At 74.8% G+C, this 13,742-nt stretch carries 14 protein-coding genes; 8 read left to right on the top strand and 6 right to left on the bottom strand.

The window, feature by feature from the left end; all coding sequences use genetic code 11:
- Window positions 1-181: 181 nt before the first annotated feature.
- The gene (gene ybaK / locus PKE99_RS31190) at window positions 182-661 is read left to right on the top strand and encodes a Cys-tRNA(Pro) deacylase (protein WP_037051761.1); all 480 of its coding nucleotides are present in this window, start codon (window positions 182-184) and stop codon (window positions 659-661) included.
- A gap of 75 nt (window positions 662-736) precedes the next feature.
- Here ybaK and PKE99_RS31185 read toward each other — a convergent pair whose 3' ends face one another.
- Together PKE99_RS31185 and PKE99_RS31180 are read right to left on the bottom strand one after the other, a co-directional pair.
- Window positions 737-1,429 (bottom strand): alpha/beta family hydrolase, encoded by a 693-nt coding sequence (locus PKE99_RS31185; protein WP_197040832.1) that lies wholly within the window; start codon window positions 1,427-1,429, stop codon window positions 737-739.
- Window positions 1,426-2,238 carry an SOS response-associated peptidase gene (locus PKE99_RS31180; RefSeq protein WP_037051764.1) on the bottom strand — a complete coding sequence of 271 codons (813 nt, stop codon included), beginning with the start codon at window positions 2,236-2,238 and terminating at the stop codon, window positions 1,426-1,428. The genes PKE99_RS31185 and PKE99_RS31180 overlap by 4 nt, the downstream gene beginning before the upstream one ends.
- 184 nt (window positions 2,239-2,422) lie before the next feature.
- Between PKE99_RS31180 and aroA the strand changes: the two genes are divergently transcribed.
- From aroA to PKE99_RS31155, 5 genes are all read left to right on the top strand, one after another.
- Window positions 2,423-3,634, top strand: a complete 1,212-nt coding sequence (gene aroA / locus PKE99_RS31175; protein WP_425566526.1) for a 3-phosphoshikimate 1-carboxyvinyltransferase — start codon at window positions 2,423-2,425, stop codon at window positions 3,632-3,634.
- Complete coding sequence (gene rsgA, locus PKE99_RS31170) at window positions 3,631-4,656, top strand: ribosome small subunit-dependent GTPase A (protein ID WP_037051766.1); 1,026 nt, start codon at window positions 3,631-3,633, stop codon at window positions 4,654-4,656. The genes aroA and rsgA overlap by 4 nt, the downstream gene beginning before the upstream one ends.
- Window positions 4,657-4,691: 35 nt before the next feature.
- A complete protein-coding gene (locus PKE99_RS31165; RefSeq protein ID WP_037051768.1) occupies window positions 4,692-5,531 on the top strand; it encodes an SCO4651 family lipoprotein in 840 nt (279 codons plus the stop codon).
- Window positions 5,532-5,568: 37 nt separating this feature from the next.
- The gene (locus PKE99_RS31160; protein WP_051738100.1) at window positions 5,569-6,990 is read left to right on the top strand and encodes a serine/threonine-protein kinase; all 1,422 of its coding nucleotides are present in this window, start codon (window positions 5,569-5,571) and stop codon (window positions 6,988-6,990) included.
- A gap of 89 nt (window positions 6,991-7,079) precedes the next feature.
- On the top strand, window positions 7,080-7,598 hold the full coding sequence (locus PKE99_RS31155; protein WP_051738101.1) for a DUF1707 SHOCT-like domain-containing protein: 519 nt from the start codon (window positions 7,080-7,082) through the stop codon (window positions 7,596-7,598).
- 19 nt (window positions 7,599-7,617) lie between these two features.
- Here the strand turns inward: PKE99_RS31155 and PKE99_RS31150 are convergent, their stop codons facing one another.
- Genes PKE99_RS31150 through PKE99_RS31135 form a run of 4 tightly spaced genes read right to left on the bottom strand, consistent with a single transcriptional unit; the run spans window position 7,618 to window position 11,655 of the window.
- Complete coding sequence (locus PKE99_RS31150; RefSeq protein ID WP_037051829.1) at window positions 7,618-8,514, bottom strand: crotonase/enoyl-CoA hydratase family protein; 897 nt, start codon at window positions 8,512-8,514, stop codon at window positions 7,618-7,620.
- A gap of 17 nt (window positions 8,515-8,531) precedes the next feature.
- Window positions 8,532-9,329, bottom strand: coding sequence for an enoyl-CoA hydratase/isomerase family protein (locus PKE99_RS31145; RefSeq protein WP_037051770.1), 798 nt, complete (start codon window positions 9,327-9,329; stop codon window positions 8,532-8,534).
- Between the two features lie 11 nt (window positions 9,330-9,340).
- Entirely contained in the window at window positions 9,341-10,441 is a 1,101-nt protein-coding gene (locus tag PKE99_RS31140) for an acyl-CoA dehydrogenase family protein (RefSeq protein ID WP_037051772.1), read from the bottom strand.
- A complete protein-coding gene (locus tag PKE99_RS31135; protein ID WP_051738102.1) occupies window positions 10,438-11,655 on the bottom strand; it encodes an acyl-CoA dehydrogenase family protein in 1,218 nt (405 codons plus the stop codon). The genes PKE99_RS31140 and PKE99_RS31135 overlap by 4 nt, the downstream gene beginning before the upstream one ends.
- Window positions 11,656-11,760: 105 nt before the next feature.
- Here PKE99_RS31135 and PKE99_RS31130 point away from each other — a divergent pair, with 105 nt between their 5' ends.
- Both PKE99_RS31130 and PKE99_RS31125 read left to right on the top strand, forming a co-directional pair.
- Window positions 11,761-12,381 (top strand): TetR/AcrR family transcriptional regulator, encoded by a 621-nt coding sequence (locus tag PKE99_RS31130; protein WP_051738103.1) that lies wholly within the window; start codon window positions 11,761-11,763, stop codon window positions 12,379-12,381.
- Window positions 12,382-12,486: 105 nt separating this feature from the next.
- Window positions 12,487-13,629, top strand: coding sequence for an acetyl-CoA C-acetyltransferase (locus tag PKE99_RS31125; RefSeq protein WP_037051774.1), 1,143 nt, complete (start codon window positions 12,487-12,489; stop codon window positions 13,627-13,629).
- Window positions 13,630-13,742 lie beyond the last annotated feature (113 nt).

Below are 13,742 nucleotides of genomic sequence, written 5' to 3'. Positions count from 1 at the left end.
GACCGTCTCCACGATCGTCCGTGAGCCTGCGGGGGTCGAGCGTACGCGCCCGCGACGTGACGGGCGCGGCCGAGCCGGTCGGGCCGCGACCGGGGCGTCCATCAGTGCTGAGGTCACGTACGGTCTCAACACCTCCGGCCGGACACCGATTCCCGGCCGGTCCGTGAGGAGGGCGGGACGAGTGGCAGGGCGGGGCACCCCGGCGACGGCGCTGCTGACCAGGAAGAAGATCGACCACACACTGCACTCGTACGAACACGCGGGCGGCGCCGCCTACGGGCAGGAGGCCGTCGACGCCCTCGGGCTCGCGGCCGGGCGGGTGTTCAAGACCCTCGTCGCCGAGGTCGACGGGAACCTCACCGTCGGGGTCGTGCCGGTCGACGCCACCCTCGACCTCAAGGCCCTCGCCGCCGCCGTCGGCGGGAAGAAGGCCCGCATGGCCGAGGTCGCCGACGCCGAGCGCGCCACCGGGTACGTCGCGGGCGGGATCTCGCCGCTCGGGCAGAAGAAGCGACTGCCCGTGGTGGTCGACGCCTCTGCGACCTCCTGGAACACCGTGTTCTGCAGCGCGGGGCGGCGGGGGCTGGAGGTGGAGCTGGCGCCGGGCGACCTGATCGCGGCGGTCGACGCCCGCACCGCCCCCATCGCGGCGCGGGGGTAGGCGGACTCCCGGTCGCCCGGCTACCTGCGCAGCCGCTGCGGCGCGGGTGGGTGGGCGGCCTTCCGGTCGCCCTCGCTACGGGAGGTGGCGGGACAGCCAGTCCGCGACCGCCTTCTCGACCGCCGGGACGTCCTTCTTCAACGAGTGGTCGCCCGCCAGCAGCACGACCTCCCGGGTCGCGGTGGGCTCGGGCCGGCCGAAGGGGTCCGACTCCCCCTGCACCACGAGCACCGGCACCGCGACGCCGTCGATCTCGGCCATCCGGTGCTTCTCCGGCCTGCCCGGCGGGTGCACCGGGAAGGCGAGGCACACGATCCCGACCGCCCCGCCCGCGGCGGCACACCGGCAGGCCACCCGGGCCCCCGAGCTGCGGCCCCCGAACAGCAGCGGCAGCCCCGCGAGCAGCCCGCCGACCTCACCCGCGCCCTGGACAGCGGCACCACCGGCACCTGCGGCCCCGACGCCCGCACCGCCGGTCCCCCGCAGCACCCCGACCACCGCCTCCCAGGCGGCGTCGAGCTGCGCCGCCGGGGCGGGGGCGCGGCGGCCCGCGACCCGGTACGGCTGTTCGACCAGCACGACGTGGAGGCCGGCGTCGAGCGCGGCGCGGGCGGCGGCGCGCAGGTCCGGCGCGTCGACCCCGCCCCCGGCCCCGTGCCCCATGAGCAGCGCCCCGCGCGGGGTCGCCGGCGTGCGCCGGACGTGCACGCGGGCGGGCCCGTGCGGCGTGGGGATCTCGGCGATCTCCGCGGGCCGGAGGTTCGTCACCCGAGCAGGTCCAGCTGGATCGGCTCCTCGACCTGCGACGGGTCGAGCGGCTCGAGCAGCTCCTTGCCGTTGTTCCGGACGCTGTTGACCTTGTCCGACACCGGCACGATGTCGAGCCTGCCCACCAGGTCGGTCGACGGCGGGGCGAGCCAGCGCCTCACCGCGTCCGCCTGCGCGTCCGAGTCCGGGTCGAGCCACGCGTCCCACGCCTCGGGCGGCAGGACGAGCGGCATCCGGTCGTGGACCTGCGCGAGCGGGCCGACCGCCTCGGTGGTCAGCACCGTGCAGGTGACGAGTCCCTCGGGGAACTTCTCGAGGAGCTCGCCCTCCTTGGGCCGCCAGAACTCCCAGAGCCCGGCCATCGCGAGCGACCGGCCGTCCTTGTAGTGCGTGAAGTAGGGCTGCTTGCTCGCCTTGTGGTCCTTGGTGGCGGCCCGGCGCTGCCACTCGTACCAGCCGTCGGCCGGGAGCAGGCAGCGGCGGGCGGCGAGGGCGCGGCGGAACGCGGGCTTCTCGGCGGCCGTCTCGCTGCGCGCGTTGATCATGCGGGCGCCCGCGGACGGGTCCTTCGCCCACGACGGCACCAGCCCCCAGCGCACGAGCCGCAGGCTGCGCTCGGTGGTGTCCGGGTCGGGGTTGCCGTCCGCATCCCGCGGGTGGCGCTGCACCACCGCGATCACGTCCCGCGTGGGGGCCACGTTGTAGTCCGGCCGCCGGTCCTCGCCGGCCTTCTCCGTGACGGCGTCGACGGCGGTGAACTCCTCCGCCAGGTCCGTCGGCGCCTTCGTCGAGGCGTACCTCCCGCACATGCCTCCATCGTGGCACGTCCCACCGACAGTCCGGCCGGACACGATCTCGGGGTCGCGTCCCGCCGCGGGCGCCATGCGGAATCATGGGGTCGTGGCTCCGTCCAGTGCCCCGTCCAGTGCCTCTTCCACCACTCCGACCAGCCCCTACGCCGCGCCGACGGCGAGCGGACCCGTACGCGGGACGGTGTCCGTCCCCGGCTCGAAGTCCGTCACCAACCGCGCGCTGCTGCTGTCCGGGCTCGCGCAGGGGCGCTCGGTGGTGCACGGCGTGCCCGCCACCCGGGACTCCGCGCTGATGTGCGGCGCGCTCCGGTCGCTGGGCGTCGGGGTCCACGTCGACGGCGAGACGGTCACCCTCGACGGGGGCACCCTCGTCGGCGGGGGCGCGGTCGACTGCGGCCTGGCCGGCACCGTGATGCGGTTCGTCCCTCCCGCAGCGACGCTGGCCGACGGCCCCGTGGTCTTCGACGGCGACCCGCACGCCCGCGAGCGCCCCATGGGCACCGTCCTCGACGCCCTGCGCGCCCTCGGCGCGGTGATCGACGGCGACCGCCTCCCCTTCGTCCTGCACGGTGCGGGCGGGCTCCCGGGCGGCGCGGTGACGATCGACGCCTCGGCGTCGAGCCAGTTCGTGTCCGGCCTGCTGCTCTCCGGCGCCCGCTTCGACAAGGGCGTGACCGTGCACCACGACGGCAAGCCGGTGCCGAGCCTGCCCCACATCGACATGACCGTCGCGATGCTTCGCGAGGCGGGCGTGACCGTCGACGACGCCGAGGCCGACACGTGGCGGGTCGAGCCCGGCCCGATCGCGGCGCGGACCTGGGCCGTCGAGCCCGACCTGTCCAACGCGTCGGTCTTCCTCGCCGCGGCCGCGGTCACCGGCGGGGAGGTGACGGTGGCGGGCTGGCCCGCGGGGTCCACCCAGCCCGGCGCCGAGATCCTCGGGGTGCTGGAGCGCATGGGCGCCACCGTCACGGCGTCGGGGGCGGGGATGACCGTCGCCGGCCCGGACCGGCTGCAGGGCGTCGACGTCGACCTCCACGACGCCTCCGAGCTCACCCCGACCGTCGCCGCGCTCGCCGCGCTGGCCGAGGGCCCGAGCGTGATCCGCGGCGTCGCGCACATCCGCGGGCACGAGACGGACCGGCTGGCCGCGCTGCGCACCGAGCTCGCCGCTCTCGGCGGCGCGGTCACCGAGACCGAGGACGGCCTGGAGATCCGGCCCGCCCGGCTCACCGCCGGCGAGCGGCCCTGGGGCGCCTACGCCGACCATCGGATGGCGACGGCCGGCGCGATCGTCGGGCTCGTCGTCCCCGGCGTCCGGATCGACGACGTGACCTGCACCGACAAGACCATCCCGGACTTTCCCGGGCGCTGGGCCTCCTTGATCGCGTGAGCCGGCCGCGCCAGTACGACGAGTCCGACGTCCGGGTCCGCCCGGGCCGCGGCTCCCGCCCGCGCACCAAGCGCCGGCCGGACCACGCGAACGCCGAGGAGGCCATGGTCGTCGCGGTCGACCGGGGCCGCTGGACCTGCGCCCCGGGCGGCGAGGCGGACCGGCCGCCGGTCACGGCGATGCGGGCCCGCGAGCTCGGCCGCACGCCGATCGTCGTCGGGGACCGGGTGGGGCTGGTCGGGGACCTGTCGGGCGCGCCGGACACCCTCGCGCGGATCGTGCGGGTCGAGGAGCGGCGGACCGTCCTGCGCCGCACCGCGGACGACACCGACCCCTACGAACGCCTGGTCGTGGCCAACGCCGACCGGCTCGTGATCGTGACGTCGCTGGCCGAGCCGGAACCGCGCACCGGGTTCGTCGACCGCTGCCTGGTGGCGGCCTACGCGGGCGGGCTGGAGCCCGTGCTCTGCCTGACGAAGGCCGACCTCGCCGACCCGGCGCCCTTCGCCGCGCACTACGCGGAGCTGGAGTTCCCGGTCGTCGTGACGCGGCGCGGGGAGTTCCCGACCGCGCTGGCCGAGCTGCTCGAGGAGCGGGTGTCCGCGCTCGTCGGGCACTCCGGCGTCGGCAAGTCGACCCTGGTCAACGCCCTGCTCCCGGACGCCGCGCAACGCACCGGTCAGGTCTCGGGCGTCGGCAAGGGCCGGCACACCACCACCGCCGCGCTCGCCCTCCCGCTCTCCGACGGCCACGGCTGGGTGGTCGACACACCCGGGGTGCGGTCGTTCGGGCTCGCCCACGTGACGCCCGACGACGTCATCGCCGCCTTCGACGATCTCGCCGCGGCCGTCGAGGACTGCCCCCGCGGCTGCGGCCACCTCGGGCCGCCCGCCGATCCGGAATGCGCGCTCGACGCGCTGGTCGGCGACGGCGCGCTGCGCCCGGGGCGGCTCGCCGCTCTGCGCCGTGTGCTCGTCGCACTGCGGGCTGCTCCGCCCGGTGCACTCGCGGCGGACCGATAATCTCGGAGCCTTCGGCGGTGTGGAGGAGGCGGAAGGTGCCGCACGGGAGAGCGTCGGCAGCGGGGCCGGTCCGCACGCCGCTCGCCCTGGTGCTCGCGGCGATCGCTGTCCTCGTGGTGCTGGTGGCGGTGGTGTCCTGCGCCCGCGGCAACTCCGAGGACGCCGGCCGGACACAGCGCCTGCCCAAGTACTACTCGGCCGCGGACCTGCTCACGGCCGTCACCCAGCGCCAGCACACGGACCGCACGGCGCACCTCCGCCTGTCCGGCCAGGTCGATGCCGCGGACGGCGGCCCGACCACGCTGGGCGGGGACGGCGCGCTGCGCGTCGAGCAGGGCGGCGGGATCTCCGCCCAGTTCACCCAGACCCTGAGCCCGCCCGGGCGGGACCCGCAGAGCACGGCGTTCGTGGTGCTGCACGGCGGGCAGGTGTGGCGCCAGGACGGCACCGGCTGGACCCGGGTCGACGAGGCGGCCACCGGCACGCCGGAGAAGAACCTGGCGACCACCGCGGCCAACGTCGTGGCGGGCGCCGATCCCACCGCCCACCTCAGCCGCTACCGGGACGCCGCGCTGGTCGCCGACGCCGCCGACGACACGGTCGACGACGTGCCGACGGTCCGGTACCTGGTGGTCGTCGACGTGGTCCGCGCCGCGGAACTGGAGCAGGACCCCGAGGTGCGGGACGCGCTGCGCGCCCAGGCCGCGGCCGGCGTCACCCGGATCTCCTCCACGCTGTGGATCGACGCGGCGAACCGGCCCCTGCGCAGCGAGACGCGCCAGACCATGCCGGGCATCGGGACCCTGGCCCTGACCTCGGACTACCGCGACTGGGGCGCACCCGTCGCGATCGCCTCCCCCGGGGCTGCCGCCTGATCGAATGCCGCCCGACCGGATGCGGTTGACTGGGCGCGTGCCCGGCTCCCGCCTCGATCCGCGCAGCATCGGCGGCTTCACGATCACGCGCCTGCTCGGCGAGGGCGGGATGGGCCAGGTCTACCTCGGACGTCGGGGCGGCGTGCAGGCGGCGGTCAAGGTCGTCCGGTCGGACCTGGCGGGCGACCCGGAGTTCCGCGCCCGGTTCGGGCACGAGATCGAGGCCGCGGCCCGCGTGTGCAGCCCCTACACGGCCGCGCTGCTCGGGGCCGACGCCGACGCGGACCCGCCGTGGATGGCCACGGAGTACGTGCCGGCGCCGTCGCTGCGCGAGGCCGTCGGGGTCCACGGCCCGATGCCCGTCGAACAGGTCCGGCTGCTCGGTATCGGGCTGGCCGACGCGCTCGCCGCGATCCACGGCGTCGGGATCGTGCACCGCGACCTCAAGCCGGGCAACGTCCTGCTCGGTGCCGACGGGCCGAAGGTGATCGACTTCGGGATCGCCCGGGCCGCCGACGCGACCGTGCTGACCCGCACCGGCGCCGTCGTCGGCTCGCCGGGGTTCATCGCGCCGGAGCAGATCACGCACGCCCGGTCGGAACCGGCCGGCGACGTCTTCGCCCTCGGCGGGGTCCTCGCCTACGCGGCGACCGGCCGCGCGCCCTTCGGCACCGGCGACGTCAACGCCCTGCTCTACCGCACGGTCCACGGCGAGCCGGACCTCGCCGGGATCCCCGAGCCGGTGCTCGGGCTGGCCCGGGCGTGTCTGGACCGCGACCCCGCCCGACGACCGGGAGTCGAGCGGATCCGCGGCACCCTCTCCTCGGGACCCCAGGACCGGCCGACGGGCGGCTGGCTGCCCGCCGTGCTGGAGCCGACGCCGCCGCGGCCGGTCGCGCGGGCGCCGCGCTGGAGGGTGCCGGTGGCGATCGGTGCGACCGTGGCGGTGCTCGCCGCGGCCGCGGTGATCGGGGTGATCGCGCTGCGGGAGGCTGGGGGCGGGGCCGATCCGACCGCGGCCCCGCCGACCGCGGTTCCCAGCAGCGCGGTCCCTTCGAGCGCGGTCCCGGCCAGGACGACCACGGCGCCGTCCGACGTCCGGGTCTCCGCCGAGCCGGCCGGGTTCAGCAGCCCGAGCGGCAACATCGCCTGCTACCTGCAGCCCAACTCGGTGCGCTGCGACATCGCGCAGGCCGAGTGGGATCCGACGACGGTCCCGGACCGGCCCGCCGGGTGCGAGGGCGTGTGGGGCGACTCGCTGCAGATCACGGGTACCGGCCGCGCCGACTTCGTGTGCCACTCCGACACCGTCTTCGGCACCGGCCCGGTGCTCGACTACGGCCGCTCGCTGCAGGTCGGGGACGTCACCTGCACCAGCCGCCAGACGGGGATCGAGTGCCGGGTCGGGGCCGGCGGACACGGCTTCACCCTCTCCCGCACCGCCTACCAACTCTTCTGACAGGCGCTCCGACGCCCCAGGCCGGCGTCATGGATCCATGACGTGCACAGCGACCCCGCCCCGAAGCGTTCTGGATCCATAATGCGGTCATGACCACGGGGGGCAACGGGAAGCTGCGCATCGGCACGGCCGAGCGCGAGGCCGCGGCGGCGGCGCTGAACACGCATCTGGAGGCCGGCCGCCTCGGCGTCGAGGAGTACGCGGACCGCTCCGCGGTGGCGGCCAACGCCGTGACCGCCGACGAGCTGACCGCCCTGTTCACCGACCTGCCCGAGCCGCACCCCCGCCTCCCCGGCGGAACGGGCGCAACGGGCGGAACGAGCAGCACCCCCGCCGTCCGACCGCAGGCCGCCGTGTCGCAGAGACGCTTCGGCAGCAGCTGGGGCACCCGGATCGCGGCGGCCAGCCCGATCGTCGCGTTGATCCTCTTCCTTGTGCTCAACGCGGCGGGCGTGCCGATGGCGTGGCTCGCCTTCCTGCTGATCCCGCTGGTCGGGGCCCTCGGGTTCTCGAAGGACCGGCAGGACCAGCGGGAGCTGGAGCGCGAGGACCGCCGCGAGCTGCCCGACGGACGGGGCGACGAGCGGGACGAGCGCCGGGACGGCTGACCCGCCCCGGCGCGCACCCTCAGTCCATCCCAGCCGGGCGGCTCGGCCAGCGCTCCAGGATGTCCGGGTAGTCGGCGCTCACCGTGTTCGGGAAGGCGGGCGCCCGCTTCTCCAGGAAGGACTGCACGCCCTCGACCACGTCGGCACTCTGGCCGAGCCGGTAGATCGCCTGCGAGTCGACGCGGTGCGCCTCCCACGGCGTGTCCGCGCCGAGCATCGCCCACAGCATCTGCTTGCTGAGCGCGACCGACACCGCGGAGGTGTTCTCCGCGATCTCCTGCGCGATCCCGTAGGCGTAGGGCAGCAGCTCCTCGGGCGGGAGGACCTTCGACACCAGCCGGCCGGCGAGGGCCTCCTCGGCGCCGAACACCCGGCCGGTCGCCACCCACTCCATGGCCTGCGAGATCCCGACGATCCGCGGCAGGAACCAGCTCGACGCCGCCTCCGGCACCAGGCCGCGGCGGGCGAACACGAAGCCGAACTTCGCGGTCTCCGAGGCCAGCCGGATGTCCATCGGCAGGGTCATCGTGGCGCCGATGCCCACGGCCGGCCCGTTGATCGCGGCGATGACCGGCTTGCGGCACGCCGCCGTGGTCAGCGAGGTGACACCGCCGCCGTCCCGCGGGGCCCCGCCGATGGTGCCGATGTCGCGACGCTCCGCGGCCCGGCCCGGGTCCTCGGCGTTGAACGTCGACCCGCCCCGCTGCAGGTCGGCGCCGGCGCAGAAGCCCCGCCCCCGCCCCGTGACGACGACGGCGCGCACGGCGTCGTCGGCGTCGGCCGCGGCGTAGGCCCGGACCAGCTCGCGCATCATCGTGGTGGTGAAGGCGTTGAGCCGGTCCGGCCGGTCGAGCGTGATCGTCGCGACGCCGTCGGAGACCTCGTAGGCGATCTCCGTGTACGCCTGCTCCGTCACGGGATCCTGGGTGCTGGTCACTTGACCGCCCACTCGCCCGTGAACACCGGGTCCCGCTTGGCCATGAAGGCCTCGAAGGCGGCCGGCGCGTCCGTGCCCGCGAAGTTGATCGTCTGCGCGCGGGCCTCGCTCTCGAGCGCCTCGCGCAGCGTCTTGTCGGTGTTCTCGTTGAGCATCCGCTTGGACTGCGCGAGGGCCATCGGGGCCCCGGCGGCCAGCGTCTTGGCCAGGTCGGCCGTGAACGCGTCGATCGTCCCGGGCTCGACGACGTAGGTCACCAGCCCGAGCCGCTCGGCCTCCTCCGCGCCGATGATCTCGGCGAGCAGAGCCAGCCGCTTGGCCTGCTGCAGCCCCACGATCTTGGGCAGCAGCCAGGAGCCGCCGAAGTCCAGCGACAGGCCGCGCTTGGCGAAGATCTGGGAGAAGCGGGCGTCGCGCTCGGCCACCACCAGGTCGCAGCCCAGCGCCAGGTTCCAGCCGGCCCCGACGGCCACGCCGCTGACCTTCGCGACAGTCGGCATCGGCAGGCTGTGCAGCGCCATCGCGATCTCGTTGATGCGGTGCATCCGGCTCAGGGGGTGGCCCCCGGCCGGGCCGCCGGACAGGTCCGCGCCGGCGCAGAAGTCGCCGCCGGCGCCGGTCAGCACCAGCACCCGGACGGACGGGTCGTTCGCCGCGTCGGCGAAGGCCGCCTGCAGCCCGTCCCAGGACCCCGCGTTCAGGGCGTTCTTCCGCCGCGGCCGGTTCAGGGTCACCGTGCGGATCCCGTCCGCCGTCTCGACGAGTACGGGGTTCTCGGTCGTGCTCTCGGTCATGTCGCCCTTCCTCAGACGCCGAGCCGGTCGGCGAGCCGCGCCCGGTCGCGCCCGGGCGCCCCGAACAGCAGTTCCGTGCTCTTGGCGCGCTTGTAGTAGAGGTGCGCGTCGTGCTCCCAGGTGTAGCCGATGCCGCCGTGGTACTGCACGCACGCCTCGGCGGCCTTGAAGTAGGCCGGCCCGAAGAACGTGGCCACGAGCGCCGCCGCGACCGGCACCTCGTCCGGGGCCTCGTCGGCGGCCCACGCCGCGTAGCGCAGCGCGGACAAGCCCAGCTCCCAGTCCGAGTGCACGTCGGCCAGCCCGTGCTTCACGGCCTGGTACGAGCCGATCGCGCGGCCGAACTGCACCCGCACCTTGGCGTAGTCCGTGGCCATCTCCAGGACCCGCTGCAGCCCGCCGAGCTGCTCGGCGGCCAGCGCGATCGTGGCGAGGTCGGCGACCCGCTCGAGCGCGCCCGCGGGATCGGCCGACTCGAGCCTGCGCGCCGGCGTGCCGCGCAGCACGACCTTGGCGAGCCGCCGGGTCGGGTCGAGCGTGGTCAGCGTGGTCCGCTCGACGTCCGCGGCGTCGACCCGGAACCAGGCCGGCCCGTCCGGCGTGGTCGCGACGACGAGCAGCACGTCGGCGAGGTCGCCGGCGACCACCGGCGTCTTGGTCCCGTCGAGGGTCCAGCCGTCCCCGGACGCGGTCGCCGTGGTGGCGCCCGGCCCCCACGGCGTACCGGGCTCGGCCACCGCGACGGTCGCGATCAGCTCGCCGGAGACCAGGCGCGGCAGCAGCTCGCGGCGGGCCTCCTCGTCGTCGAGCGCGAGCAGCGCGTCCGTGGCCAGGACCGCCGAGCCGAGGAACGGCGTGGGCGCGAGCGCCCGGCCGAGCTCCTCCTGCACCACGGCCCGCTCGACGTGCCCGGCCCCGGCACCGCCGTACTCCTCCGGCACGACGAGCCCGAGCACGTCCAGGTCACGGCCGAGCCGGGTCCACAGGTCCCGGTCGATCCCGGTCTCGGACTCCATCGCCGCGCGCACCTGCGGCGACGCGGCCCGGTCGGTCAGCAGGTCGCGCACCGCCGCGCGCAGGGCCTGCTGCTCCTCGGTGAGCACCAGTCTCACTTCTGCGTCCCCACCTTCAGCTCGCGGAACGGCACGCCCTTGTCCACCGACGGCTCCTTCGGCAGGCCGAGGACCCGCTCGCCGATGATCCCGCGCTGGATCTCGTTGGTCCCGCCCGCGATGCTCGACGACGGCGTGGAGTTGATCCCCAGCGCCACCGCGGCCCCGGTGGTGTCCTCCGGGTCCCAGGCCACGATCTCCGGCCCGGCGATCTCGCCGACGGTGTCGACGGCCAGTCGCGCCAGCATCGAGCCGGCCAGCTTCGCGACGGAGCCGCGGGCCCCGGGCGCGATGCCCGCCGCGGCCTCCTGGCGCAGCCGGACGTTGAACAGCTCCAGCACGCGCTCGCGGGCGTACAGCTCGGCCAGCCGCTCCCGCGTGGCCGGCTCGCCCGACACGCCCAGCCGCTGCGCCAGCGCGGCGATCGCGGTGAAGTCGAGCGGGTTGGTCTTGGGCCGGCGCCGCGACCCGATGGAGACGCGCTCGTGGCCCAGCATCGTCACGGCGGCGTGCCACCCGCCGTTGACCTCGCCGATCACCGCGTCGGCGGGGATCCGGACGGAGTCGAAGTAGATCTCGTTGAACGGCGCCCGGCCGGACATGTCCTTGAGCGGCCGCACGGTGACGCCCGGCGCGTGCATGTCCACCACGAACATCGTGAGCCCGGAGTGCTTGGGCCGGTCGGGGTCGGTGCGGGCGAGGAGCGCGCCGAAGTCCGCCCACTGGGCGTTGGTGGTCCACACCTTCTGCCCGTCGACGACCCACGAGTCGCCGTCGAGGACCGCGCGAGTCTGCAGGCTCGCGACGTCCGACCCCGCGCCCGGCTCGGAGAACAGCTGGCACCAGATGTCCTCGCCGCGCAGCAGCCGCGGCAGGTAGCGGGTGCGCTGCTCGGGCGTGCCCAGGTCGTTGACGGTGGGGCCGCACATGCCCATCCCGATCGTGAACGGGTAGGTCGGCAGCTCGTACTCGGCCTCCTCGTCGGAGAAGGCCTGCTGGTAGGCCGTGGAGAGGCCGCGGCCGCCCACGTCCTGCGGCCAGGTGATGCCGGCGAACCCGGCGTCGTACAGCGCGGCCTGGAAGGCGCGCGCGGCCTCGATGTCGGTGACCGGCGACGGGGCCGGCGCGTGCTCGCGCAGCCAGGCTCGCGCCTGCTCGCGGAACGCGTCGAGATCGGGGGGGCTCCCCGTCGCGATGGTGGTCGCCGCAGTCATCCGCTTACCTCCCGGCGTCGCTGGCGGACCTTTGAACGATCACTCGTTAAGTTAACACCGCCGTGGAGCCGCCAGAAGGGGCATCCGGGCCTTATCCTCTCCGATGTGAGCACCGCAGTAGACCGATCGCCCGAGGGCGGACCGATCCCCCGTGGCGGCGGCCGCGAGGCGATCGCGGCGGCCGCGCGCGAGGTCTTCGAGCAGCGCGGGTACCACGGCGCGTCGATCCGGGACATCGCCAAGCGCGCCGGGTTGTCCCTGTCGGCGCTCTACTACTGGCACCCGAGCAAGCAGGACCTGCTCGCGGCGCTCATCGAGGAGAACACCCTCGACTACTTCCGCCGCTGCGACGAGGCGCTCGCCTCCGCCGGGGAGGATCCGGCGGAGCGGCTGCGCGCCCTGGTCAAGGCCACGGTCGAGTACCGGGTGCAGCGGCAGACGGAGAGCAACATCTCCTCCCGGGAGTGGCGCAACCTCGAGCCCGCCCACGAGGAGCGGCTCGCCGGCCTGCGCACCAAGGCCAGCACGATCTGGTCGGACATCGTCGACGCCGGCGTCGAGCAGGGCACCTTCCGCTGCGAGCACCCCGCCGACGCCCGGCGCGCCGCGCAGGCCGCCTGCAACGCGATCGCCCAGTGGTACGACCCCGGGGGCCCGGTGACGATGGAGGAGCTCGTCGAGCACTACACCCTCATCGTCATGCGGATCGTCGACCACCCGGCCTGATCCCGGTCCATCGAGGACGTCACAGCTCCGGGGACTCCCGATCACCGGCGAACTGAATGTACGATCGTTCAGTTCGCCGAATCCGCAGCGCAGGGGAGTCCTCCGGTGGCAGAAGCCTTCATCGTCGGTGCCGTCCGCACACCCGTCGGGACACGCAAGGGAGCCCTCGCCGGGGTGCACCCGGCCGACCTCGGCGCACACGTGCTGCGCGAGCTCGTCGAGCGGACGGGCGTCGACCCGGCCGCCGTCGAGGACGTGATCATGGGGTGCGTCAGCCAGACGGGCGCCCAGGCGGGCGACATCGCCCGCACCGCCTGGCTCTCGGCCGGGCTGCCGCAGAGCGTGCCCGGCGTGACCATCGACCGGCAGTGCGGCTCGTCGCAGCAGGCGCTGCACTTCGCCGCCCAGGGCGTGATGTCCGGGACCCAGGACCTGGTCGTCGCCGCCGGCGTCGAGCAGATGGCCATGGTCCCGATGACGGCCAACGGGATCGTCAACAAGGAGCTGGGCACCTCCACCAAGGGCCAGGGCTGGATCGACCGCTACGGCGACCAGGAGATCTCGCAGTTCCGCGGCGCCCAGCTGATCACCGAGAAGTGGGGCTTCACCCGCGAGGACCTCGAGAAGTTCTCGCTGGAGAGCCACCGGCGCGCGATCGCCGCGATCGACGAGGGCCGCTTCCGCGACCAGATCGCCCCGCTCGCCGGGCTGGACACGGACGAGGGCGCCCGCCGCGACACCTCGCTGGAGAAGCTCGCCGGGCTGAAGCCGCTCCGCGAGGGCTGGGCGATCACCGCCGGCGTCGCGAGCCAGATCTCCATCGGCGCGGCCGCGCTGCTGGTGGCGTCGGAGGACGCGGTCCGCCGCTTCTCGCTCACCCCGCTCGCCCGGGTGCACACCCTCGCCGTGGTCGGCGACGACCCGGTCTACATGCTGACCGGTCCGATCCCGGCCACCCAGGCGGCGCTGAAGCGGTCCGGGCTGGGCATCGACGAGATCGACACCTTCGAGATCAACGAGGCCTTCGCGCCCGTCGTGCTCGCGTGGGCGCAGGACACCGGCGCCGACCTGGCGAAGACCAACCCCAACGGCGGCGCGATCGCCCTCGGCCACCCGCTCGGCGGCACCGGCGCGATCCTGGCCACCAAGATGATCCACGAGCTGCACCGCACCGGCGGCCGCTACGGCCTGCAGTCCATGTGCGAGGGCGGCGGCCAGGCCAACGCCACCATCCTCGAGCGCGTCTGACCCGGACCCCGACTCGGCGAACGGCGCTCTCGCTCGGATCTGCCGAGCGGGAGCGCCGTTCGTGCGTCCAGGCCTCGTGAGTGGCGATAGTCGCCATAGCGACTATCGCCACT

Origin of the sequence: Pseudonocardia halophobica (assembly GCF_027922425.1) — a bacterium.
In the GTDB taxonomy this organism is placed as follows: Bacteria; Actinomycetota; Actinomycetes; order Mycobacteriales; family Pseudonocardiaceae; genus Pseudonocardia; species Pseudonocardia halophobica.
The sequence above is the reverse complement of the archived record's forward strand: the minus strand, read 5'-3'. Positions and strand labels throughout refer to the sequence as shown.

Excerpts from the sequence above, each read along its gene's own strand:
- PKE99_RS31180 (WP_037051764.1), bottom strand. The coding sequence starts at position 2,238 with ATGTGCGGGAGGTACGCCTCGACGAAGGCGCCGACGGACCTGGCGGAG.
- PKE99_RS31155 (WP_051738101.1), top strand. The coding sequence starts at position 7,080 with ATGACCACGGGGGGCAACGGGAAGCTGCGCATCGGCACGGCCGAGCGC.
- PKE99_RS31145 (WP_037051770.1), bottom strand. The coding sequence starts at position 9,329 with ATGACCGAGAGCACGACCGAGAACCCCGTACTCGTCGAGACGGCGGAC.
- PKE99_RS31135 (WP_051738102.1), bottom strand. The coding sequence starts at position 11,655 with ATGACTGCGGCGACCACCATCGCGACGGGGAGCCCCCCCGATCTCGAC.